Genomic DNA, 25,040 nt, shown 5'->3' on the forward strand with positions numbered 1-25,040 from the left:
CCGCGTTGAGAACGTCGAGGGATGCTCTCGGCGAGCCCCCAACTCCCGCGTGATCGGAGTTCCCCATGAGTGATCCCCGCCCGCGTCGTGTCAACCTCCTCCTTTTGGGGATGGCCCTCACCCTCGCGCAAGCCCTGGGCGCCTGGGCCGCCGACGACTCCAAAGTGACGGAGGATCTTCAAGTCGGCGAAGCCCTTCCCGAAACGCGGTTAATGCTCTTCGTCGATGGTTCGGCTCTGGTTCGAGTCGAGGGCGAGGAGCATCGCCTCGGGCCAAGTGAGGTGGACAAGGAACTACCGCGTCTCCTGAAAGATCAGTCGAGACTTCTCCTGGAGATGGAGGACTGGAAGGGTTTCGAGCGTTTCGCCCGTCAACGTCTTGCCGGGCTCCATGATCTCGGCGTTCGCGAGATGGTCGCGCGTATCGAAGACAATGGTGAGGTGCGAACGCGCGTCTTTCCACTTCGCCCCCCTACTCTTGCCGATCGGGTTACCTCGAGCGACTCCTCGAAGAGAGCCGCGGCGCTGGATGAGGTCGCGGCGATGCTGGCGGCCGAGGATCCAAGTGACCACGCCAAGGCGCTGCTCGCGTTGCGGCGAGCCAATCGCTATCGCTTCGATGGGTCGCGGTTTCTGTCCACCGTCCGCAAGTTCCTCGATGATGGCAATCACGTCGATCTTTCCCTGCGAGTCCTCCCCGTCATCGGGGGCGACAAGAGCGATGTTCCCCGAGTTCTGACGTATGCCGACGCCCAGGATCCGCGTCTGCGGATGTTGGTTCCCGGGGTGCTCTACGCCATCGATCCACAAGCGAGCGATGCGGCGATCTTCCCTGCCGTGGAGAAGCTTCTCCACGATGAGAACGGCGCGGTCGTCACCGCGACCTACAAGAGTCTTTGGGGCAAGCCGTCGACGCCCGCGATGGAGGAGCGTCTGGTCGAGCTGAGTCGGCATCCGACCAAGGGGCGGGAAGTCCTCTACTACGCCCTCGCCACGCGACCGTTGCTCCGTCGCGTGGTGGCCGAACGGCTGATCGAAGCGCTCGAACAGGCGAAGGGACCGTACCAACGTGCCGTATGGGGACTGCGGAAGCCGGCGACGGACGACGCTCATCCCCTTGTCGTCGATGGGTTGATCCGGGAGCTAGGCAAGCAGGTCGATTCACGGATGCGGCGTGAAGCGATCATGGGACTTCGCGCTCACGGAGGACCCAAGGCGATCGACGCCCTGAACGCGATCGCTTCAAATCCCAACGAGACCGAAACATCTCGTGGCGCCGCCACGGAGGCGTTAAAGCGGTTGGGCGCGCCGATCCCCGAACTCCATCGCGACCCGGCGGGTGTTGCCGCCGACCATGGCTCGTCCCAGAAGGAACTCTGGAAGCAACTCGCTCAATCGAACGATCCGCAGCTCAAGCGGCAAGCCCTGAAACAAGTGACGAGCATGCTCGAGCGTGACGCTCAGCGGGGCGCCGCGCTGCAAATCCTCGCGCAAGCCCATGATGCCGTCTTCGATCGCTCGTCCCTGATCCCCCTGGTCAAGCCGATGCTTTCGAGCGAGCAACCGCTCATTCGCGCCCGGGCGCTGCTCGCCCTGGCGACCATGGGGGACGATGCTCTCGATCGTGACTCGCTGAGCACGTTCGCAAAGGACGAGAGCCCCTTCGTTCGCGAGGCAGTGGCGAAGATCATCGTTCACGTCGATCCCAAGGCACAGGCCCCCTCGACCGCCAAGACCGTTGAAACACTGCTCAATGACGAGGATCGCGACGTGCTGCTCGCGATGATTCGCTCATCGTGGGGGTATCCCACCTCGCCGGCGGCGGAGAAACGGATGATCGAGCTGAGCTTCGACAGTCGCCTCGGCGATGATGCGATCTACTACGCGCTCTCGACGCGTCCACTCATGCGTCCTCCCGTGGTCGAGCGGCTCGGAAGACTCATCGACGATACGCCCAGGCATCGTGGTCGATCGATTTGGGGATTGAGCCACCACTCGGCCAGTGACGCGGCGCGCGATCTGGTCGTGACCGAACTCATCGACGTGATTGACGAGTCGGCCGACAGCTATGATCGGGGCAATGCGATCGACGGGCTTGGATTCCGTGGGGGCGACAAGGCGAAAAAACGACTTGAGGAGATCCTCGACTCGCCCGACGAGTCGGCATGGGCGAAGGAGAGAGCCCGTCAGGCACTGGGGAAGTCCAACGACCAATGACCGCCGGAGATCGCTGGGGACGGCGCAAGCATCATCCCGCGTCGCGGCGCCGGAAGCGATCGAGCATCACCGCTCCCAGAATGACGACGCCCAACACCACTTTCTGCGTGTAGCTCTCCACGTTGGTGAGATTCATTCCATTCTGAATCACCGCGATGATGAACGCGCCGGTCAACGTTCCCATGATTCGCCCTTCCCCACCCGCGAGGGACGTTCCGCCAACGACGACGGCGGCGATCACGCTGAGTTCGTACATGAGGCCGTACTTGGGATCGCCACTCTTGAAGCGTGACATCATGATGATCCCCGCGAGACCCGCGAGCGCCCCGCAGAGTACGTAGACCGAGACGATCACCCGCTTGACGGGAACCCCCGAGAGTCGCGCCGCTTCGATATTGCCGCCGACGGCATAGACGTGTCGTCCGAAAACCGTCCGCGTCATGACGACGTGAGCGACGACGTAGAGCCCGATCATCAGTAGGATGGTGTTCGGGATGCCGAGGGTGGTGCCGCGATCGAATTGGAGAATCGCGTCGGGAATCTCATTGATCGACTGGCCATCCGCGAGGATGTACGCCAGTCCGCTCGCGATCAGCATCATCGCGAGGGTGCCGATGAAGGGTGGGATCGCGAAGAGCGTGATCATCAGCCCGGTGAGGAGGCCCGACGCCGCGCACACGATGATCCCGCCGAGTGAGCAGACGACTAGCGCCGTGGTCGTCGCGGTCGATCCTCCCGCCGCGTCTCGAAGGAGAAGCGCGGCGGCGACGGCCGAGAGCGCGATGAGACTGCCGACCGAGAGATCGATCCCTCCGGTGATGATCACCATGGTCATGCCGATCGCGATGATGGCGATCACCGCGATCTGATTGGCGATATTGAGAAGGTTGTCGGTCTTGAGAAAGTTGGGCCAATAGTAGCCCTGAGGCTGAAAGACCCGCACCTCCTTGAGGTGGGGAAACTGCTCGCCAAGCTGGGCGATGAGCCCCCAAGAGGCGGTCGTCTCCGTGCACGCGATCGCGCCGAGTTTGCCGGAAGAGGCCGCGATTCGCTCCAGGGCCCGGCGCGCATCGGAGGGGCGACCCTGGACCAACCCGGCGACCGTGAGCCCCTGTTCCTCGAGTTCATCGCCGAGCGTCTCGGCGAACTCCGTTTCCGTCCGGCCCTGTTGGACGACGATGAGCACCGAGGCCTTCGGCAGTGTTTCGCCCGCGACCAGGTCCGCCAACGAGCGGGCCGCCTCCGGTCCGGTGGGATGCTGTTCGGCCCACGTCGCGACACTGAAATAAAGACACAGTCCGACGAGAACGACGAGCATGCCGTGCTCGCCCAGCCCTCCAAAGAACGAACGTTTCGGTCTCTTGATCTGCATCCTGAGGTTCCATCTCGTCATCGTGACGTTGGATTTCCGAAAGCCGCTGGCGACGTCACGGCCAGCGCCATGATCTGTTCCTGCGTTGCCGAGGTGACGTCGTCAATTTCGCCGACAATGCTGCCGCCGTGCATCACGAGAATGCGATCGGCCATGCCGAGGACCTCGGGGAGTTCGCTCGAGATCATCAGGATCGACTTGCCGGTCTCGACCAAGCGATTCATCAGTTCGTAGATCTCGAACTTCGCCCCCACGTCGATCCCGCGCGTCGGCTCATCGAAAATGACTACCTCCGAATTGGTCTCCAGCCACTTCGCCAAGACGACCTTCTGCTGGTTGCCTCCGGAGAGCGTTTTCGCGAGGACACTGGGGTGGGCAAGCTTGATTCCCAACTGATCGACATAGCTTGCGAACCGGGTTCGTTGCCGGTTCGGGAGGACGAAACCGAGCCGGCTCAAGCTCGGGAGATTGGGAAGCGTGAAGTTCTCCAGCACCGACTGGCCCAAGACGAGTCCCTGGTCCTTGCGATCTTCGGTCAAGAGACAGATCCCGGCGCGGATCGCGTCCGCTGGACGACGCAGCCTCAGAGGTTTTCCGTCGAGAGAGACGGAGCCGCTCTCGGCGCGATCGGCGCCGAAGATCAGTCGCGCGGTTTCGGTGCGTCCGGCCCCCACCAGGCCGGTGAGCGCTACCAGTTCGCCCCGGCGGATGTCGAAGGAGACCTCACGAACGGTGTCGCCGCGCGAGAGCTTGCGGACCACAAGCCGCGGTTCGGCGATCGAGACCGAACGCTTGGGAAACTCGTTCTCCAGCGCGCGTCCGACCATCATTTCGATCAGTTCGTCGCGAGAGACTTCCCCGATCGGCTTGGCCCCGACCCGTTCCCCGTCACGCATGACCAAGACGCGATCGGCGATCGCGAAGATTTCGTCCAACCGATGGCTGACGTAGATGACGCCGATTCCCTGCTCCTTGAGTTCGCGAATGATCGCGAAGAGCGACTCGACTTCATGGGGCGTGAGGGTGGCGCTCGGCTCGTCCATGACGATGATGCGGGAGCGAAGCGCCAGGGCCTTGGCGATCTCGACCGCTTGTTGTTGGGCGATTGAGAGCTGACGGCATGGTTTGTCCAGATCGACCAAGACGCCAATTCGGTCAAAGAGCTGCTTCGCGCGGCGCCGCTCGTCGCGACCATGGATGAAACCGGCGGTCGCGGGCTCTTGTCCGAGGAAGATGTTCTCCCGCGCGCTCAGGGCGGGGATCAGGTTGAACTCCTGGTAGATGACCGCGATGCCGGCTTGCTGGGACTCGACGGGAGAGGTGATCTCACGCTCGGTCCCCTCGATCGTGATCGTCCCCGCGTCGGGCGCGATCGCACCGCCGAGGATCTTGATGAGGGTGCTCTTGCCCGCGCCATTCTCGCCCAAGAGCGCCACGACTTCCCCGGCCTGCAACTCGAGGTCGACGCCTCGAAGGGCGCGCACGCCCGGAAACGATTTCTCGATCCCGGCGATGCGCAGTCGTGGTGCTTGGGTCGCTTCGATCATGACGATCCGATGATGGAGTCTGGCGCTGTCGTGGCGCGTCCCGTCCACTGACTTCGGGCGCCGCTGGCCGCTGGTTCGCCAGTGAGGTTGGTTCCCCCGTTCGTCGGCCGGGTTCTATGGTTCAACACGTCTCGATGAGTCGAGGGAGTTATCCTGTCGGGCGTCTTCTTTCCGGTAAAGGGCGGTTTCGATCAACTGCTCGGGGGGAACCTCTTCGCCGTTGAAGTAGCGGACAATCGAGTCCATCGTCATCGCGCCGATCTTGTCGGGAAACTGAATCGGGTCGGCATAGATCTTCCCTTCCTTGATCGCTTGCTTGCCCATCGGCTGGCCGTCGAACCCGACGATGGTGACCTCGTCGGCCTTGCCCGCTTTTTCGAGAGCTGCCCGGGCGCCGAGCGCGGAGGGATCGTTGATCGCGAAGATCCCCTTCACCCCTGGATGAGCTTGCAGAGCGTCCTCGGTCGTCTTGTAGCCTTGTGCCTTCTTGCCGTCACCGGGAAGTTCCGCCACGATGTCGATCGTCCCCTCGGTTCGTCCCTTGTTGTACTCGGCGATCGCCTCCTTGAAGCCGTCGACGCGTAGGATGCACGACTCGGCTTGCTTGAAGTCGAGGACGACGACTTGGCCCCCCTCTTCCCCGAGAGCCTCGATCATCGCTTGGGCGGCTTGCTTGCCGCCGCCGAAGTTGTCGGTGGCGATGTGGGAGACGACCTCGGCCTCGGGAGCCAGACACGCGATGTCGGCCGTGAAGACCGGGATTCCCTTCTGGTTCGCCTCTTGAATCGCCGGTCCGATCGACTTGGAGTCGCATGGGCACAGGACGATGGCCGAGACTCCCTTGACGATGAAGTCCTTGACTTGGGCTTGCTGCTTGGCGACGTCGTACTCGCCACTGGTCACGATGACATCATAGCCCCGCTCGGCGGCGTCCGCCTTGATCGTGTCGGCGATCACCTTGAAGAACGGATTGGTCAGTGTCAAGACGGAGACCCCAATCGTGCCCCGCTCGCCGGTCCCCCCTGATTGGCCGCACCCGAGGGCCAGGAAGGCCAGCAGCACCGTCGTGGTCGTCCACCGAGTCAGTCTCATCGCCGCGGTTCCCGTCGTCTGTGAAGATGTGCGGCACCACGCCCGCGAGCCGAACGTCGTCGGCTGGCGAAGTGCCCGATCACCCAAGCCTCCCCACAGGATAAACACCTCGGGGCGACTTGGGGACGCTTTCTCCAGGAAACGGGGAAACTCGCCGATCCTCATTCGACGTCGCACGGCGTGAAGAGCGCAACGCGGCAAGGTTCAAGAAATGACGATCCCCACGACGAGCGTGGGGACGATGGCCTCGGCAGATGGAGGTCGTTCGCCCAAGGGTCACGGTCCTTGGGAGTGGCCCCAAGGGTCACGGTCCTTGGGAAACGATCATCCCGGCATTCATGCAGATCTCGTCGGCGGCCCGCAGGTAGGTCTCGCGACTGAGGAGCTTGGCGGTGTTGTCGCTGTAGAGCTGCAGGTCCTGCGACGTTTCGACGTCGAGCACTTCACTTCGCATCCGAATGGCCTTGCGAGCGAGGAGGTTGACGTCGTCGGCCTTAAGAGTCAACTGGTCGAGCGACTCGAGCTGAAGGTGCGCTCCGGAGAGACGAATCATCGGTCCCTGCTGCGTGAGGTCGATCGTCACTTCGACGGCGCCGTTGGGAGCGATCACTTCCAGGTGATCCTTGTCGCCCTGCGTGCGAATCGTGACGCAGCGGCCCGACGCGAGCGAGGCTTCCTCGACGATCTTCGACGCCGTTAGGCTCGAATCGTTCAGGTTTTGGGGAGGCGATGTCTTCGGGGCGGCCGTGGTTTGCGATTCAGCCATAGTCTCATTCCCGGAATAGGGTGGCGGTGCTGATACCCTACTGTACGCAATCGCACGAAAAAGCGCCAAGTCATCACCCGGAGAAATTCATTCCCGCGATCCCCGGCCGTCCGGCAAGTTGTTTTCGCAAGCATCGCGCATTCGGTGTATCTTGGCGTCATGTTCGTCGGAGATGCGGGGCCTAATGCTCTGTTCCAACTCGAAGTTGGTGTTCGTGCACCCCTAACCCTTCGGTACTGGCTGACAAGAAGCCAGTCGCATCCCAAAAGTAGGATGGACCAGTGCACTATTCGCTGTCGACGCGGGGCGTCTCGGGCAAATCGGCTTGGATTCGACAGCCTTGGAGGTGGGGACAAACGACTCTCATGAACGCAATGCTTCCTTGCTTGGCGACAGCCCTGGCCATCTTGACGCTGACGAATGTCGGACGGAGCGACTCCCCACCGAACATCCTGATCATTTCGATTGATGACCTGAACGACTGGACCGGCTGTCTAGGTGGACATCCGCAGGCCAAGACTCCCAACATCGACCGCTTGGCCCAGCGGGGCACTCTCTTCCGCAACGCCCACTGCCAGGCACCGATCTGTACGCCCTCGCGAGCGTCCCTGCTCTCCGGGCTCTACCCGTCGACGACGGGGCTCTACTTCCTCCAGCCGGGACTCGAGGCCTCGAAGATCGCCACCCGTCGCCCCAATCTGTTGCAACAGTTCGCCAAGGTGGGCTACCGCACGATGGGGGCGGGCAAGTTCGTTCACGGCAACGACAAAGCCAAGTACTACGACGAGTATGGCGGCGGCATGGGTGGCTTCGGCCCCCGTCCGAAGGAGAAGCTCTCCTACCCCGAGGGGCATCCTCTGTGGGATTGGGGCGCCTATCCGGAGGACGAGGCGGAGATGCCCGACACCAAGGTCGCCGACTGGGTCATTGGTAAACTGGAGTCGAAGCAGTCCGAGCCCTTCCTGCTCGTGGCCGGCTTCTGGCGTCCCCACGTGCCGATGTTCGCACCGCCCAAGTACTTTGAGGACTTTCCGCTCGACGAGATCGAAGTTCCCGAAGTCCTCACGAGCGATCGCGACGACTTGTCGGCCTACGCCAAGGCCCTGACGATCGGGTTACCCGCGCCCCGTCACGAGTGGTTTCTCGAGAACGACGGCTGGAAAGGGGCGGTCCAGTCCTACCTCGCGAGTGTCGCCTTCGTCGACCACTGCGTCGGGCGGGTGCTCGACGCCCTCGACAAGAGCCCCTATCGCGACAACACGATCGTGGTCCTCTTTTCCGACCACGGTTGGCATCTGGGCGAAAAGGCACGCTGGGCCAAGCGATCTCTGTGGAACGACGGCATCCACGTGCCTCTCATCATCGCCGCCCCGGGACAGAAGAGCCGCCAAGTCAGCGATCGCCCCGCCGGACTGATCGACATCTTTCCGACGCTGCTCGAACTGACCGGCCAACCGGCTCGCGAGGACCTCGAGGGCAAGAGCCTCGTTCCCCTGCTCGTCGATCCGGACGCCATCTGGGACCGCCCGATCCTGACGACCTTCGGCCCGAACAATCACTCGCTCCGCTCGACGCGTTGGCACTACCTCCGCTACGCCGACGGCAGCGAAGAGCTTTACGATCACGACCACGATCCTCACGAGTGGCACAACCTCGCCGCCGAGCCCCAGCACGCCGCGGTCATCTCGAGGATGCGCGCCGCCCTCCCCACAATCAACGCCGCTCCCATCCTCGGCAAGAACCCTCCCTGGGAGGTCAAAGCCTGGCGCGAGGCGGAGACGTTGCGAAAGATCGACCAGACGGGGACGTGAGTGCTTCCACTCGCCGAGTTCGCTTGTCGAAACCTCTCGGATGATTTCAGCAAAGGCCTTATTGATGCGAACCCTTCACCCCGCCTCTTGGTTGATCGCCTGCTTATCGACTCTTCTCGTCGTTCCCGCTCCCTCCTCCCGCGCCGGCGAACCCGAATGGAACGTCCTCTTTGTCGCGGCGGATGATCTGGGGAACGTGCTGGGAAAGTCGCGGCCGGAGGGGCTGAGGACGCCGAATCTCGATCGGCTGGCGAAGCGGGGGACGTTCTTCGAGCGGGCGTATTGCCAGATCCCTCTGTGCAACCCGAGCCGGGCGTCGGTCATGACGGGACTCCGGCCGGACGCGACCACCGTCTACGATCTCGATCGCCACTTCCGGGACCAGTTGCGCGATGCCGTCACCCTGCCCCAACTCTTCAGGCAGCATGGCTGGTTCGCGGCGCGAGTCGGCAAGATCTACCACTACGACGTCCCGCGTGGCATCGGTACCAACGGCTTGGACGACAAACCCTCGTGGGACCTGGTCGTCAATCCCAAGGGCCGCGACGTCACCGAGGAAGCGAAGATCACCAACCCAACCCCGCACAAACCGGTCAGCGCGGCGATGAGTTGGCTGGCCGCCGGCGGGAGCGATGACGAGCAGACCGACGGCATGATCGCCACCGAGGCGATTCGGTTGTTGGAGAACCTTGCGGACCGCCCCTTCTTTCTCGGCGTCGGGTTCTTTCGGCCGCACACCCCTTACGTGGCGCCGAAGAAGTACTTCAATATGTATCCGCTCGAGTCGATCCGGCTGCCCGACATCCCGTCCGACGATCGCGATGACATCCCCCAGGCGGCGATCCCGCACAACATCCCGAAGCCGAACTACGGCTTGCCAGACGAGGATCTTCGCAAGTCACTGCAAGCGTACTACGCCAGCGTCAGCTTCCTCGATGCCCAGATCGGGCGGGTGCTCGATGCCGTCGATCGGCTTGGTCTCAGAGAACGGACGATCGTCGTCTTCTGGAGCGATCACGGCTATCACCTCGGGGAGCATGGCCTTTGGCAAAAGCGGACGCTCTTCGACGAATCGGCCCGTTCCCCGCTGATCATCGACTGGCCAGCGGCCAAGTCTCATGGCGTTCCCTGCCAGCGGGTGGTCGAGTTTGTCGACATCTACCCGACGGTGGTCGATCTGGTCGGCTTGTCGATTCCCGAGGACCTCGATGGCCGGAGCCTTCGGCCCTTGCTGGAGGATCCCGAGCGAACCTGGGACGGGGTGGCGTTCACGCAGATCCTCCGTCCCGGCAAGCAGAAACCGATCATGGGCAGAGCCGTCACTACCGACCGTTGGCGCTACGCGGAGTGGGAAGAGGGACGCCAGGGTCGTGAACTCTACGACCACGAAACCGACCCGCGTGAGCTGACCAACCTCGCGGACGCTCCCGAGCACCAGAACAAGACCAAACGGCTTCGACGCCTCTTTTCGGAGAAGGCCCGAGGCAACAACCCCGAGACCCCCGTGATACGATCGCGACTGTAGTCCTTTCGACATCATTCCTGTTCCGGAACCACTGACATGGGTGCCAGTTCTGGGTGCCAAGCTCACGCCTGCGTGGGCATGCTCAAAGGATCACCGTCAACGCGTGGGAACGGCATCTATCAAGGAAAGTCGATCGATCTAGAAGGAAAGCACTCCGGCGGCGAACTTCACCTGGCGATCGAACGAGAGCCCTATATCCTGACGCTGGGACGACCTTCTCCCATGGGCCTATGAGCACGGCATGGTATTGAAGACGACAACCTGGGCGTGGCTGGTCTGGTTCACCGTCACGCTCTTCGCGACCTATCAGTTCCTCATCCAGATGTCCTTCAGCGTGCTGCAAGCTCCCATCAAGCACGATCTCGGGCTTAGTGGCGGAACCGTCAGCCTCGTCGCGGCGCTCTACGCGATCACGCTCGGCATCATGCAGATCCCCGTCGGCCTGATGCTCGACCGAATCAGCTCACGTCGGCTCATCACGCTGGCCAGCGCCGCGCTAGCGCTCGGTTGTGCCCTCTTCGGCCTCGCGCACACTGTTCCGCTGGTCGCCGCCGGATGGATCCTCGCGGGGATCGGGTCCGCGTTCGCGTTCGTCTCGGCGGCGTACCTGATCCGCGCCTGGTTTCCTAGACGCCGTTTCGCCCTCGTCCTGGGATTGACGCAAGGGGTCTCCGCCGTCGTCGGCGCGGGGTTTGGAACGGTCTTGGTTTCCGATCTCTTGCGGCGGCACTCCTGGAATGAAATCCTGCTGATCGCTTCGGGCATGGGGCTGCTCGTCGTGCTGCTCGCCGCCACCGTGATTCGCCAACGCCCGCCGATGGAGGAACTGTCCGGCGACCACTCTCCTCCGAAGAGCAAGCCGCGGCGTTCCGTCTTTCAGTCACTCGACGAGGTCTTCGATCGTCCGCAGATCCTGCTCGTCGCCCTCTTCGCGGGAACGACGTTCGGAAACCTCGTCGGTTTCGGCGGGCTATGGAACGTCACTTGGGAAGATGCCGGTTGGGGGCATGCCCTTCCCGACGCGGCGGAGCTCAATGCGATGCTCTGGATCGGATTCGGTATCGGAGCGGTAGTGATCGGATGGTTCTCCGACTGGATTGGTCGTCGGCAGTTGGTCGCCTTTTGGGGAGCGATGCTGGCGTTGGTCGCCAACGTCTTTTTGGTGATCCTGCCGTTCCACTATGCTCCCTGGTTCCTGTTCGCCGTCATCTTCGTGCAGGGGTTCGCCTGGGGAGTCTCCCCTCTCTGCTACGCCCTGGTCTGCGAGAACGCCCCGCGCCGGGTTCATGGGATCGGGATGGCGATCGTCAACATGGTGGCATTTCTGTTCGGCTCGCTCCTACAGCTCACGCCGGGCGTCATCCTCGGGAGTGTCGCCGAGCCGTCGCGGCTGGAGCTTCGCAACGCCCTGCTCCCCTTCGTGATCATCAGCGTTCTCGCGGTCGTGATCTCGGGCCTGCTGATCCGGGAGACACGCTGCGAACCACTCCTCGACGAGAGCGATTGGCGCAGCGGCATCAAGAGTCGCGCTTCATCCTTCAAGCCCTGATCGCCCCGGCGGGTTGTGGTCTGTTCCGATTTGAAGGTTGTGTTGATCTCTCCACGCGTTGGCACTGGCTGACCAGCAGCCAGTGGCACCCAACGCTTCGGTCGAGTCGTGCACTCCTTCCCGCGTTCTCTTGGGTGCCATGCCCACGCTCGTCGCGCGCATGCGGGGGGACGCGTTGGGTTCGGCAAAGTTCCATGTGAAAGACGGGCAGTCGCACTCATTGTCGCGTTCGTTCAGTGTCGCGGCGCGTCGATGGGGGCGTCGATCAACTCGGAGATGACCTCGGCGAAGACGAAGGACTCGCGTTCCTGCGTCCCAGTTCGATCACGCAGGTATTCACGCCAGTAGAGCAAGTCGTGGTAGGGACCATCGTTGGTGAAGACCCCGTCGCCGAAGAAGCGAAAGAGCTTCATCTCCGATTCGTCCTTGAGACGCAGGCCGACGGTGAAGCAATCGAGGCTGTCGTGCGCCACCGAGGTGATCGTCCCTGGCGAGAGGTCGTCGTACCCATAGATGATCGCCCGCACCCGCTTGAAGGAGATGGTCTTGCGAAACCGCAGGAGCCAGAGGTAGCGTCGGGTGATGAAGATCTTCTCGCGTTTGGGGTCGATGGTGACCCACTTGAGCATTGTCCCCAGCGTCAGGATGGTGAAGGTCCACCCCGTCGACGCCACGACCTTCCCCTTCACTTCCTTCACTCGCGGACAGATCGAAAAGAGATGAAGCATGAGGGGCTCGTTGACTTCTGTTGATCGCTTCATCCAAATGTGAACTACGTATGGCGGTAACGAAGATGGTTCGAGAGCGCGCAAACAATTCTTGTCAGTTGCGCGGAAGCGTCTGAGCAACGACGAGGACAGATTCCCTTGCGTGCTATATTGCTTTCTCCATGTAATGAGATCGCATTCAGGCCAAACACTACAACGAGTCTTTGGCTTCGAGCAAGAGCTTTTCCTCTGGATTGTCAGGAATATTGCTCGCTCTGTTTCTGATCTCTTCGAAGGCCAAAATAGGAACTGACCTAAGCTTGTCTCTTGCCTTTGTGCTCCAAAGATCGATCTCGGTAAACTTTCCTTGAAGTTTCCTCATGGATGCGTAGCACCCTATGTCGATCATGAATGCTCGGTAAGTTCCCTCGCGATGCTTGTGAGGTAACGCGCTCGCTACTTGATGTATGATCCGGTAGTCCAGCAGGCGGTAAAGCAGTTCACGAACTTCATCATTATCTCTTAGTAGCTTCTCTGACACCAAAAATGCAGCATGCTTCCTGTCCATGCAGAAGCTCTTGACCAAGTAAATACCAGACAACAATGCGTCTTGCTCTTGTGCTTCACAGTCACTCTTTAGTTCTTCAATTCGCCGTTCAAACGTCTCTAAGCTATGCGAACGCACGTCGTCCTTGCCGATCCGTCCATCGTTTGCAGACACGTTGTCCACGACTTCGAGGAATGAAGAAAGGCAGTCTCGAGGGACTCCGCCACCCGCGAGGACCAGACGCCGGAAACCGTCGCCTTTAAATAGCCCGTCGATATCCTCTTTAGACATTCCAGATAGCGCTCCGAATTCGTGCAGGATATCCCGGAACTGCCGCTCTGTTTTTGATATATTCTCAAGCGTGAAGTCGACGTCAATTGGTTGGTAGTCGTGCCTGGCTTGCGCTCCCGTGGGCTGTCCTTGGCGGTCCACATAGAGAACGCTTGAGTGCCGAAGAGTCGCGACCTTGAAGTACATTGGAAGGTCTTTGCACAATCGATGTACGTAGTCCATCACGTGCGGTTGATCAACCCTTTTTAGATGATAGAAGTCATCAATCTGTACGAACACTGCTTTGACATCGCTCGAAAGCCTAAAGAACTCCCTTATTTTCTCCTTGAGAGGAGGGAGGAGTGAGTGAAGCGATGTAGCCTTGTTGTCATGCTGCCTGTATTCTCGTTCGACGGCATCTCGTTGTTTTGATGTGGAAATTCTTAAGCCTCGTCTTCAGAATTTGTGGGTCGATGGTGGCTCGGGGAGGTTGCCGAGATTGTGATAGAGAGCGTATTTGAGGGTGCTGGGGTCGCGAAAGCCGTAGGAGCGGCGGGTCGTCAATTTGACCTTCAGATTCATTCCCTCGACGGCGCCCGCGGAAATCTCTCCTTTTGCCTCGAACCAATTGAAGATCTGCTCGGCGTGACGCTCGAGGGTTCGTGCCAGGTTGCGCATCGGTTCGATCCGTGTGCTCAAGGCCCGATCGAGCCACTCCTGGAAGAAGGATCCGATCCGCCAGGGAGCCTTGTAGTCCCAAAGCCGCTGGAAGTCTTCCTTCATCAGGTAGCACTTGACCGTCCTGAGGTTGTGCGTCAACAACTCGTTGAGACGAAGGACCTCCTTGCGTTTGAGGTTGCCGCGACGCTTGAGCAGCAGCCAACGCGTCCGCTTGAGCACCTCGAAGCCCTTGCGTTTGAGTTCGCGTGCCTCCTGGGCCCGCACCTTGTCGATCGCCTTGTTGAACAACTGCATGATGTGGAAGCGGTCGAGAATGTGCAGGGCCCCATTGGCCTCGCGAGCGATGACCGACAGGTAGGCTTTCCACATGTCGCTGCAGATGTACTTCAGCCGCTCGGTTCGCCGCCTGCCGAAGAAGCGAAAGAAACGACCGAGCGTCTCCTTGGTCCGGTCTTGCCCGACCCAAAGCAGACGACGCGATCCGCGGTCGATCTGATAGACCAGGGTGAAGTACTGATGCCCCTTGCGGTAGGCGACCTCGTCGATGCCGATCGCCTCGATCCCTTCCAGCTCGCGATGGCGGATTCCCCAGCAAACCGCCATTTTCACCGCACGAAAGACGGTGTGCCAACTCGTGCCGAAGATCTCGGCGGTCTCACGCCAGCTCAAGCGTTTGGCCCAACGGGCCAGGAACCATTGGAAGCTCGACGTCGTTCGCTCCTTGCCCGACGCCCAGGGAATGCGTTCCACCTTCACCCCGCAAGCAGGGCATGCGACCCGCCGCGCCGCGTAGACGAACCAGACCGCCAGGCCCCACAACGGCACGTGCTGAAAACGGCGTTCCGGCAAGTGGTCGTACGTGCCGCCACGATTCCCGCAACCCGAACAGATCGGCCGGCTGCGACGCCGTGGGCGAACCCGAACCAGCAGTCCCTCTTTCGACGAATCGGCCCAAGCCGCCGATTCGTAGACGAAACTCCCGTGACGCTCCAAGGCGTTGAGGATAACCTGAAGTCGCATCCCGTCTCTCGCGGCTGGCGTTTGAAGAAGTCCTTGCAAACTCCATCATGCGCCCCTCGAGAGCGGGATGCTCTTTTTTGGCCTCCTGCCGACTTCTCTCCTTTCCGCTTGACCAGTGGAACATCCTCCCCGCCAACGGCCAAGGAGGAGTCTTTGCCGGGCGACCGAAGCCGAGCCACGATGGCGAGGATGCAGGGCGAGCGAAGCGAGAAGACCAGGCAAAGCAGCAGCCGGACGCGGCCCTTGGCATACGGCGGTAACCTCCACTACCAAGCGGAACGGAGAATACACTCACCACCCACAGATTTGGCAATAGAGCCATTCTTAATAGTGAAAGGGTTCCCTCTGCCGCCGGCGTGGCGGCATTCATGGAGAGTTTTGAGTTTCCTGATTCAGAAGACTCTGACTCAGTCGTGTGCCGGACCGCCTGGGTCTGGTTGTCCTGTTGATTCCGGAGAAGCTGGAGATCGTTGCGGATTTGATCGATCAGATCTTTAATCTTCTTCTTTCGCCCGAACCAACTCTTTCTTCTTTCGTGCAACTCTTTGAATAGAGCGTCAAGGATCTCGATCAGAACGTTGGGGAAAGAATGGGCTTTGAAGTCTTCGCAGTTGATGTAGACTTTCCGGATGTCTTTTGGCAATTGTTTGGCGCTGTGGTGAAGGAGCAACGTTTTCCCACAACCTCTTCTTCCGAAAACTGCGTGATTCTGCCGCGCGGACACGTCGGTGAGCGAGTGCCCTACATCGATGTATGGGATTGTCTTCGGGCCCTCACGCTGAACTCTAATCGACTCGAGTATCGTACTCCGCAGCTTTTGAATGTCTTCGGGAGCGGTCAAGTTCTCACCTCGGTTGTGATCATCACGTTGTCTTGAAACGGCTGTTTGAATGATTGAGTGAACTCGGCACCGATGGGTCTCGCCGTCCTTGATGGCTTCCTCGATCGACGCTCCAAGGTCACGTATTGATCGTGCAGAGGCAACGGCAAACTGGTTGATAGGTTCGTTTCAAGGCAGTTGTCGATAGTGGAAGCAATTGCGTCCGACGCGCCTCCTGGGAGTCCCTCGAAACGTTCTTTCTGTCAGTGGCGTAACTCCTCTTGTCCCGAAACGCCGGCATCCGCTATCCGCGAAAGCGAGTACTACATTGCGTGGCCGTTCTTCCGCATTGTTGGAACCACTTAATGATAGCGACGTTCCTTGGCTGTTGGCAATGGCGCAGAAGCGTCATTCACGCTGAGTGGCCGTGATTCCGCTCACCAGTCGTACATGAACGCGGCGCCGATGTAGTCGTCGTTGTCTTGGTAGAACTGCCCGTAGGGCGACTTGCCGGAGTAGACCTCCAGCGCGATCCGGGCGGCGTGGCGGTTACGCATCTTCATCCACATCCAGCCGATCTGGAAGGTGAGGTTCGCGGTGTATTCCTGATCCGAGCGGACGTCCATGTCGAACGCCGCGAAGGGTTGCCCCTTGAGGCCCGTCGAACGCTGCTTGGCCCATTCGAGCCCCCAGTCGTAGCGGTCGATCTTTCCTTCGATCTCGTCGCTGGTGATGAACGAGAACCCCGCCTGGCCGTAGAGTCGAAGCTGGTTCCAGAAGCGGTACGACAACCCGAAGACGATCTCGTCCCGCACGTGCGGCACCTGCAGGCGCCCCGTCTTCTCGTAGTACTCGTCGCCCATGTGGGTGCTGGTGTGCTCGTAGGAGATCTTCGCTTGCCAGTTCCCCTTGGCGTACGTCAACGGGATGCCGGCGCGGAAGTCGCTCGTCTTCAGGAGCCGCTGCTCGTTGAAGCGAGTGAAGACCGCCGCGAAGCCGTCGAGCTGAATCCCCTCGAAGACCGTTCCCTCGGGGGCGAACCGGATGAGGCCGAACTCGCCACCGATCGCGGTATCGATCGTGTTCTCGTCGTTGGCGTTGTTGAATTTGCCGTACATCCGCGGCGCCCGTTGGTTGGCCATGGGCGGTTGCCATAGAAGTCCGGTAGGGAGAAAGTCACACCGCAACGGCCGGCTCCACAGCAAGCTGCACGCGTCGGCGTCGGAGTAGGTTTCGCACAACGGAGGCCCGACATCCTGCCCCATCTCGGGCGTCGGGATCGTTCGCGGGTAGTCCTCGAAATGGACCGGCTCGAGCACCCAGGTGTTCTCGGTCAGCGGCCGGTTGATCACGTTCTCCGCCGCGTAGGAAGCGATCGGTCGGTATTCGAGGACCGCGCCGTCGGAAGCGAGCATCGGCGGTTCCGCGGTCATGGGCTCCATCGCCCGCATCGCCTCCGGTTCCTCGACTTGCGAGATGACCGGAAAGGGAGCCGGGGCCTCGGACGGTTCCTTGCTCAGTTGCTCGACGGTCTCCATGTCGCTAAAGGCCGGGCCGTCGGGATCGCGCTGTTCTTCGAAGACCTCCACTGACGGAAGGGTGCGATAGGATGGGAACCGGGGCGGCGTGCGTGGCAACGTTTCCGCCTCGGCCGCGTCGAGCGGCAAGATGCTTGGCGGAAGGGATTGTTGAGCGGGGGCGACGCTTGGTAAGAAAGTCAGCGCCATGGCGGAAAGGATGACCTTTCCCCATCCTGGCCCACCCGAAGGCGGCGTGCCCTGCCCCGATGTCCTCGGAGGAAGACTCAAGGGCGTTCGTCCCATGCGATCCATGCAACCCACCTCGATGATCCGGCGTTTGGCGCGCGAGGTCGACCGTCCCTTTCGAGGCGATCTTCCGAAGCGCTCCGAAACGAGCGTCCGCGACTTCCTTCTGTATCGGATCGCCGGAATTCCGGGGAATAGCCGATTCTGCCGGTTTCCCCAAATTCATCAGTCTCTCTGGATAGACGGGGACCCGAGGTCGGATTGGAGCGTGAGAGCCTAGGAGGGATGGGAGTGACGGAACATGCGGTTAGCAAAGGAGATCTGGCGTGACCTCGCCGCGCAAGCCACCCAAAGGACGCAGCTCGCCAGCCCGCATCCCGCCGAGGGGACGAGTAGGAGTTCCATCGGCAGTCGAAAACGGGCCGAGGTGATGATCAGGCTGTGGACCATCGTCAGCACCACCGCCGCGACAATGACCGGGAGCCAGTCGCGCCAACGATCCCGAGCACGCCACATTCCCAATAGGGCCAACGAGGCGAGCGCAAGGTAACTGGCTCGGTACGGCCAGAGGTACGAACGTGGATTCGTCGGGTCGAACCAAAACCAGCAGCCGAGCCGCGTCGCGCACAGACCAACGTAGTGCCACGGATCAGTGCCCAATTGGTGCCACGCGAGTTCGCGAAAGCGGTCCATCCGCTCGAGCTCGGTCGGCAGCGCCTGGAGCTCGCCAATCGCTTCCGCGGAGAGGAGCGAGTTGACGCTTCGCGAACGTCGCCGGGCCTCGGCCGCCAGCGACAGGGCCCTTCCGGGATGCCACGTCCGCAGCAGGCGTCGAGCATCCTCCCTCGCGACGGGGAGCTTGTCGGTTCCCGCGGAGATTGCGTTGTTTCCCTGCCAGAAGACGAACCAAAAGGTGCTCTTGATCGGCACAAAACGCCCATGAACGAGCCGGTTTCGCACCAGCCAGGGCGAAACCCCGGCCGCGATCGCCAAACCGATGAGGCACACCGCGCCGACACCACGCCATGCTCGGCGGGTGACACGTTCGACGACGAGCAGCCCCAACAGCGAGAGCGCGACCGCGCCGAGGATCGGATCGGTCAGTTGCCCGCCGATGCCGCCAAGAGCGAGACCGACGCCGCCCCACCCTGCCCCTCGGCGGCAGGCCTCGGTCGAGAGCACCATCAGCGCCAGCCAGCCGAGGTTCCACGTCACCGCCTGGACGTGAGTTGCCCCGACCAAGAATGGAGGATAGAGCGTCGCGACCGCCGCCGTGAGTAGGCCAACCGTGAGACTCCCCGTCAGTCGCTTCGCTAGGAACCCCATCCCGATCGCCGTCAGCGCGGAGACGAGGGCCTGGATCGCGAGGACCGCGGCGAAGGCGGTTGGGGACTCAACCCCGAAGATCAGGTAGCTGCCCGCGAGCAGGTAAGGCACCAGCGGCGCCTGGTGGCTCGAGAGGTCCCCCCGCAGGTCCGGGCCAAAGAAGTTGTAGCGAAAACCGTCGCCGAGCGCCAGCGAGCGGGCGATCGAGGCATGCTCGTGATGGGCAGTCTCGACTCCTCGTTGATGAGCCCCCAGCAGGCCGATGGCGCTCACGCGAAGTCCGAACGCGGCCAGGAACAGTAGCGTCCAAGCGGCGGCCTCCTTGCAAGGACGGGCGAGCAGCGGGCTTCCCACGACGCGGTCCAAGGTCGACTTCTCCCCAATCCCTCGAAGGATGCTGGAACGGCCACGACCTGGATGGTAAGTGTGGAACAGTTTTGCACAAGAGGGGTTTCGCAGTCCGTTGATCTAAGCGGGCCAATGCGAGAAGGAGCCATGTTGGCCAAGGTCAAGGAGAAGAATCGGACGCGAATCGGTCGATTCGTCGAGTTATTTGGACGCCGAGATTGGCCAAAAGGGCCGTTCGCGGCCGGCAGCGAATCGATCAACGGACTATCAATCAATCCCCCTATTTCGTCACTTCCCCGCAGGAACACGACATCTCCATGGACATCACTCGGGTTGCGATCGGTATTGTGTGGAGGGGCGGACGCGTCCTGGTGGGACGGCGTTCACAAGACGTTCCGCTGGGCGGTGCCGCCGAGTTCCCAGGCGGCAAGTGCAAGCCCAACGAGCCCCCCGCGGCCACCGTCGTTCGGGAGTGTCGCGAGGAGACGGGACTTCGCGTTCGCGTGGCGGGCAAGCGGCATCGCTGCAAGCATCAGTACGACCACGGACGCTTGGAGCTGCACTTCTTCGACTGTGTCATCGCCGATCCCGACGGAGACGCCGAACCACGCCCCCCCTTCGACTGGGTCGATCTTCAGACCGTCGCGGATCTCGACTTCCCCGAAGCCAACGCGATGGTCCTCTCCATGATCGTCGGATCGCCCCTCGACGCGTAGCCGCCTCTTGTTCCCCTCTCCCTGTGGGAGAGTGAGCCTCTTGTTCCCCTCTCCCCGTGGGAGAGAAAGCCTCTTGTTCCCCTCTCCCCGTGGGAGAGAAAGCCTCTTGTTCCCCTCTCCCTGTGGGAGAGAAAGCCACTTGTTCCCCTCTCCCTGTGGGAGAGTGAGCCTCTTGTTCCCCTCTCCCTGTGGGAGAGAAAGCCTCTTGTTCCCCTCTCCCTGTGGGAGAGGGGTTAGGGGTGAGGGGGCTCTCTTCCGACGAAACTCTTCCGACGAAACTCTTCGTTTTCCCGCCGACCTTTCCCCATGGGAGAGGCGCAAGAGAACATCAATGTCACAACGCGATCAACGACTAATCGTCTTGCGTGGGGATAAGGTCGTCGAGCGCGATCTGCCACTCGACCGCTCCAACGGTGACGGCCGCTTCGCCCCGACGACGATCGACGCGGACGACGGTACCGGTCTTGTCGAAGCGTGGGACGCGAACCCGATCGCCTGGCCGAAGGCTCTCGCGGGCCTTGGTGATCTGCTCCTTGACAATCGCCTCTTGCTCGAGCAGTTCGGTCTTCTTGCGAAACTCCTCGGCGGCGTTGGTAGCCTGTTCCTTGGCTTCCTCGGCGGCCAAGCGTTGCCGTTCCGCGTCGTGCCGAAGCCGCTGGAGCGACTCCTCCTCAATGTCGCGAGCGTCTCGGCCACTCTCGTGATACTTCTCGGCCCGTTCGAGGACGTGATCGGGCAGGTTCAGACGCCGCGCGATCCGAAGGGCGCAGCTCTCGCCGGTCTGGCCAATCATCAGCCGATAGGTCGGCCGCAAGGTCTCCGGGTCGAACTCCACCGCGGCGTTCTCCGCCTTGTCGGTCGAGAGGGCGAACTTCTTGAGCGCCCCGAGGTGGGTCGTTACCATCGCGAAACTACCCAGCGACGCCAGCTCGTCGAGGATCGACCGACCCAGCGCCGCCCCCTCGCTCGGCTCCGTCCCCGCCCCGAGTTCATCGAGCAACACCAGCGTCTTCGGATGGGCCTTGCTCAGGATCTTCGCGATGCGTCCGACATGCGAGGAAAAGGTACTCAGCGACTGTTCGATCGACTGCTCGTCGCCGATATCGGCAAGGATGTTGCGGATGATGGGAACGCGGCTCGTCGGCCGGGCGGGAATCGGCAGGCCACTGAGCGCCATCACGCTGAGCAGTCCGACCGTTTTGAGGGCGACCGTCTTGCCGCCGGTGTTCGGTCCCGTGATCACCAGGATGTGAAAGGGATCGCCGAGACGGATGTCAATCGGCACGACCGAGCGTTCCTCGCCGTGACGGCTCGCCTCCTTGGCTTGCTGAAGTAAGAGTGGATGGCGTGCGTAGACCAGCCGTAGCGCTCCCTTGGCCCCAATCTCGGGAACCGCGAGGTCGTGTTCGATGCTGAAGCGGGCCTTGGCGTGGAGCGCGTCCAGGTCGGCCATCACCTCGAGCGAGGTCAGGATCGCCTTGGTCTCGTTGCCGATCTTGCCGGTCAGTTCGCGAAGGACCCGGCGAATCTCGCGCTGCTCGGCGGCCCGCAAGAGCGTCATCTCGGCGCTGATCTCTGCGACCCGAGCCGGTTCGATATAGACCGTTTCTCCACTGGCGGAGGCTCGATGGACGACCCCCTCGACCTTGTGCCGATGATTGACCGCGACAGGCAGGACATGATGGTGGCCGCTCACCGTCGCCCCATGGTACCGCAGCGCCTTTTGGATGTCGGGTTGGCGGAGCAGTCGCTTCAGTTCGACCTGGATCCGCTCGTCGTAGACGTGTAATTCCTCGCGGATCCGCTTGAGTTCGGGGCTGGCGTTGTCGCGAACGATCCCCCGCTCGTCGATGGCGTTGTCGATCACGTTGGCCAGATGCCGCATATCCTCGACGTCGGCGAGCATCGTCCCGAGCCGGGGGTAGTCGGTGCCCAGATCGACCCAGTAGTCGCGGACCCTCCCGGAGAGTTCGAGGACATCGCGAATCTCGCGGATCGTCTCGATTTCGAGCAAGAGCCCCAGTCGCGCCCGCTTCACCGCCTTGAAGATGTCGTGCAGCCCTCCCAACGGAGGCGTCAGCCGAGCGCCCAGCGCTTCGACCATCTCGGCGGTCAGCGCCAGCGCCGCTTCGATCTTCTCCACCTCTTCGGAAGGCGCCAGAGCCCGGATCCGTTCCTTTCCGAGCGAGGAGCCAGCAAAGCCTTCGACCAGGCGGAGGATCTTGTCGAATTCGAGTAGTTGAAGGGTTCGTTCATCCATGGAGGTGACGAGTCGTGTCCGTGCGTAAAGGTTCGCGTCATCTTGATTTCGATTGCGAATAGGCCCACTCGCGGTGACCGCCCATCCGCCCCAAGGAAGGATGATAACGAGGCAGCCTATTTTGGGCTACCGGAGAGCCGCCCGCCGAACGGGATTGGCGGTTTGGGGGGAGCAGGAGCAGTTGCCGTTTGCTAGCCCCGGTCGCAGAAGCAACCAACCCTTCCAACATCCGCTCGCATCGTGCCCAACAGAATGAGTCAGGACGCGATGTCCGGAAACGAAGTAGGATTGTGATGCGGAGGACGCCCCGGTGTCTCCTCGTGACTGCATTCCCTCCTGAGCCGCGAAGCGGCAGCGGTTATTAGCCAGGGGTGGCAACCCCTGGAAAGGAAACCGATCCATTCTCGAAGCCCCGACGGGGCGCAGGTCGTTCGAAGGATACCGTCGCCACCTTCGGGGCTTGATCCAAACCCTTCGTTCACCAGGGGTTGTCACCCCTGGCTACTCACCTGCGCTGCTCCGCAGCTGATGAGTGGCCGATCTTCTTCTCTGATTGTCCGGGAACGTTATCGAGTTCGGTGGTGATGTTGAAAGGGTGATTGCGGAGCAATCTGGGTGACTCAGTCCGAACTGGAAGAGTCCCATCTCCCGGCCAACATTCACGTCATCCGAGACCTCTTGCGCCACCGATTGTCCGCGGACGCGCGACAAGCGGTCCACGGGATCGCACGCCCAGGTTGACGAGCAACCTGGGCTAGCCAAGAAGTGGAAATGAGAACGCAGCCCTGATGGGCCACGGGCCTGTCCTGCGAGCTTGCGAGAGCGGCGCCAACGGTGTTAGACGTCATGGATGACGCGATCATCATCCGGAAGACAGAAATCTTCCAAGGGTCTCTTGCGTGCTGCGCACGCCCCGGTAGCAGAAGCAACCGGGGCTACCCATGAAGTGGAAATGAGAACGCAGCCCTGATGGGCCACGGGCCTGTCCTGCGAGCTTGCGTGCTGCGCACGCCCAGGTTGACGAGCAACCAACCCTTCCAACATCCGCTCGCAATGCGCCCAACAGAATGAGTCAGGACGCGATGTCCGGAAACGAAGTAGGATTGTGATGCGGAGGACGCCCCGGTGTCTCCTCGTGACTGCATTCCCTCCTGAGCCGCGAAGCGGCAGCGGTTATTAGCCAGGGGTGGCAACCCCTGGAAAGGAAACCGATCCATTCTCGAAGCCCCGACGGGGCGCAGGTCGTTCGAAGGATACCGTCGCCACCTTCGGGGCTTGATCCAAACCCTTCGTTCACCAGGGGTTGTCACCCCTGGCTACTCACCTGCGCTGCTCCGCAGCTGATGAGTGGCCGATCTTCTTCTCTGATTGTCCGGGAACGTTATCGAGTTCGGTGGTGATGTTGAAAGGGTGATTGCGGAGCAATCTGGGTGACTCAGTCCGAACTGGAAGAGTCCCATCTCCCGGCCAACATTCACGTCATCCGAGACCTCTTGCGCCACCGATTGTCCGCGGACGCGCGACAAGCGGTCCACGGGATCGCACGCCCAGGTAGCAGAAGCAACCGGGGCGTGCCAAGAAGCGGAAGTGGGAACGAAACCCTGATGGGCCACGGGCCTGTCCTGCGAGCTTGCGTGCTGCGCACGCCCAGGTTGACGAGCAACCAACCCTTCCAACATCCGCTCGCAATGTGCCCAACAGAATGAGTCAGGATGCGATGTCCGGAAACGAAGTAGGATTGTGATGCGGAGGACGCCCCGGTGTCTCCTCGTGACTGCATTCCCTCCTGAGCCGCGAAGCGGCAGCGGTTATTAGCCAGGGGTGGCAACCCCTGGAAAGGAAACCGATCCATTCTCGAAGCCCCGACGGGGCGCAGGTCGTTCGAAGGATACCGTCGCCACCTTCGGGGCTTGATCCAAACCCTTCGTTCACCAGGGGTTGTCACCCCTGGCTACTCACCTGCGCTGCTCCGCAGCTGATGAGTGGCCGATCTTCTTCTCTGATTGTCCGGGAACGTTATCGAGTTCGGTGGTGATGTTGAAAGGGTGATTGCGGAGCAATCTGGGTGACTCAGTCCGAACTGGAAGAGTCCCATCTCCCGGCCAACATTCACGTCATCCGAGACCTCTTGCGCCACCGATTGTCCGCGGACGCGCGACAAGCGGTCCACGGGATCGCACGCCCAGGTTGACGAGCAACCTGGGTTAGCCAAGAAGTGGAAATGAGAACGAAACCCTGATGGGCCACGGGCCTGTCCTGCGAGCTTGCGTGCTGCGCACGCCCAGGTTGACGAGCAACCAACCCTTCCAACATCCGCTCGCATTGTGCCCAACAGAATGAGTCAGGACGCGATGTCTGGAAACGAAGTAGGATTGTGATGCGGAGGACGCCCCGGTGTCTCCTCGTGACTGCATTCCCTCCTGAGCCGCGAAGCGGCAGCGGTTATTAGCCAGGGGTGGCAACCCCTGGAAAGGAAACCGATCCATTCTCGAAGCCCCGACGGGGCGCAGGTCGTTCGAAGGATACCGTCGCCACCTTCGGGGCTTGATCCAAACCCTTCGTTCACCAGGGGTTGTCACCCCTGGCTACTCACCTGCGCTGCTCCGCAGCTGATGAGTGGCCGATCTTCTTCTCTGATTGTCCGGGAACGTTATCGAGTTCGGTGGTGATGTTGAAAGGGTGATTGCGGAGCAATCTGGGT

The 25,040-nt window shown here is 61.5% G+C and carries 15 protein-coding genes; 5 read left to right on the forward strand and 10 right to left on the reverse strand.

Features of this window, described 5'->3' with window-relative positions:
• The first annotated feature begins 65 nt into the window (after nucleotides 1-65).
• The gene (locus Pan216_RS13130) at nucleotides 66-2,216 is read left to right on the forward strand and encodes a HEAT repeat domain-containing protein (RefSeq protein WP_145258430.1); all 2,151 of its coding nucleotides are present in this window, start codon (nucleotides 66-68) and stop codon (nucleotides 2,214-2,216) included.
• A 31-nt stretch (nucleotides 2,217-2,247) separates the two neighbouring features.
• Here Pan216_RS13130 and Pan216_RS13135 read toward each other — a convergent pair whose 3' ends face one another.
• From Pan216_RS13135 to Pan216_RS13150, 4 genes are all read right to left on the reverse strand, one after another.
• The gene (locus tag Pan216_RS13135; protein ID WP_145258431.1) at nucleotides 2,248-3,588 is read right to left on the reverse strand and encodes an ABC transporter permease; all 1,341 of its coding nucleotides are present in this window, start codon (nucleotides 3,586-3,588) and stop codon (nucleotides 2,248-2,250) included.
• Nucleotides 3,589-3,605: 17 nt separating this feature from the next.
• A complete protein-coding gene (locus tag Pan216_RS13140; protein ID WP_419193612.1) occupies nucleotides 3,606-5,135 on the reverse strand; it encodes a sugar ABC transporter ATP-binding protein in 1,530 nt (509 codons plus the stop codon).
• A 114-nt stretch (nucleotides 5,136-5,249) separates the two neighbouring features.
• Entirely contained in the window at nucleotides 5,250-6,227 is a 978-nt protein-coding gene (locus Pan216_RS13145) for a substrate-binding domain-containing protein (RefSeq protein WP_145258432.1), read from the reverse strand.
• A 304-nt stretch (nucleotides 6,228-6,531) separates the two neighbouring features.
• Complete coding sequence (locus Pan216_RS13150; protein WP_145258433.1) at nucleotides 6,532-6,993, reverse strand: hypothetical protein; 462 nt, start codon at nucleotides 6,991-6,993, stop codon at nucleotides 6,532-6,534.
• 365 nt (nucleotides 6,994-7,358) lie between these two features.
• Between Pan216_RS13150 and Pan216_RS13155 the strand changes: the two genes are divergently transcribed.
• From Pan216_RS13155 to Pan216_RS13165, 3 genes are all read left to right on the forward strand, one after another.
• A complete protein-coding gene (locus Pan216_RS13155) occupies nucleotides 7,359-8,804 on the forward strand; it encodes a sulfatase (RefSeq protein WP_419193613.1) in 1,446 nt (481 codons plus the stop codon).
• Nucleotides 8,805-8,868: 64 nt separating this feature from the next.
• Nucleotides 8,869-10,329, forward strand: a complete 1,461-nt coding sequence (locus Pan216_RS13160) for a sulfatase (RefSeq protein ID WP_145258434.1) — start codon at nucleotides 8,869-8,871, stop codon at nucleotides 10,327-10,329.
• A gap of 241 nt (nucleotides 10,330-10,570) precedes the next feature.
• Nucleotides 10,571-11,878, forward strand: coding sequence for an MFS transporter (locus Pan216_RS13165; protein WP_145258435.1), 1,308 nt, complete (start codon nucleotides 10,571-10,573; stop codon nucleotides 11,876-11,878).
• A 233-nt stretch (nucleotides 11,879-12,111) separates the two neighbouring features.
• Here the strand turns inward: Pan216_RS13165 and Pan216_RS13170 are convergent, their stop codons facing one another.
• The 5 genes from Pan216_RS13170 to Pan216_RS13190 all read right to left on the reverse strand — a co-directional run bounded on the left by Pan216_RS13170 (nucleotide 12,112) and on the right by Pan216_RS13190 (nucleotide 19,381).
• A complete protein-coding gene (locus Pan216_RS13170) occupies nucleotides 12,112-12,606 on the reverse strand; it encodes a hypothetical protein (RefSeq protein WP_145258436.1) in 495 nt (164 codons plus the stop codon).
• A gap of 190 nt (nucleotides 12,607-12,796) precedes the next feature.
• Nucleotides 12,797-13,609 carry a hypothetical protein gene (locus Pan216_RS13175; protein WP_145258437.1) on the reverse strand — a complete coding sequence of 271 codons (813 nt, stop codon included), beginning with the start codon at nucleotides 13,607-13,609 and terminating at the stop codon, nucleotides 12,797-12,799.
• Between the two features lie 249 nt (nucleotides 13,610-13,858).
• Nucleotides 13,859-15,103, reverse strand: a complete 1,245-nt coding sequence (locus Pan216_RS13180; RefSeq protein ID WP_145254871.1) for an ISL3 family transposase — start codon at nucleotides 15,101-15,103, stop codon at nucleotides 13,859-13,861.
• 1,257 nt (nucleotides 15,104-16,360) lie between these two features.
• The gene (locus tag Pan216_RS13185) at nucleotides 16,361-17,650 is read right to left on the reverse strand and encodes a DUF1207 domain-containing protein (RefSeq protein ID WP_419193614.1); all 1,290 of its coding nucleotides are present in this window, start codon (nucleotides 17,648-17,650) and stop codon (nucleotides 16,361-16,363) included.
• A 315-nt stretch (nucleotides 17,651-17,965) separates the two neighbouring features.
• Nucleotides 17,966-19,381 (reverse strand): ArnT family glycosyltransferase, encoded by a 1,416-nt coding sequence (locus Pan216_RS13190; protein WP_419193615.1) that lies wholly within the window; start codon nucleotides 19,379-19,381, stop codon nucleotides 17,966-17,968.
• A gap of 299 nt (nucleotides 19,382-19,680) precedes the next feature.
• Between Pan216_RS13190 and Pan216_RS13195 the strand changes: the two genes are divergently transcribed.
• Complete coding sequence (locus Pan216_RS13195; RefSeq protein ID WP_145258440.1) at nucleotides 19,681-20,079, forward strand: (deoxy)nucleoside triphosphate pyrophosphohydrolase; 399 nt, start codon at nucleotides 19,681-19,683, stop codon at nucleotides 20,077-20,079.
• A gap of 352 nt (nucleotides 20,080-20,431) precedes the next feature.
• Here the strand turns inward: Pan216_RS13195 and Pan216_RS13200 are convergent, their stop codons facing one another.
• The gene (locus Pan216_RS13200; protein WP_145258441.1) at nucleotides 20,432-22,339 is read right to left on the reverse strand and encodes an endonuclease MutS2; all 1,908 of its coding nucleotides are present in this window, start codon (nucleotides 22,337-22,339) and stop codon (nucleotides 20,432-20,434) included.
• Between the last annotated feature and the right edge of the window lie 2,701 nt (nucleotides 22,340-25,040).

Source organism: Kolteria novifilia, from assembly GCA_007748055.1.
GTDB lineage: Bacteria > Planctomycetota > Planctomycetia > Kolteriales > Kolteriaceae > Kolteria > Kolteria novifilia.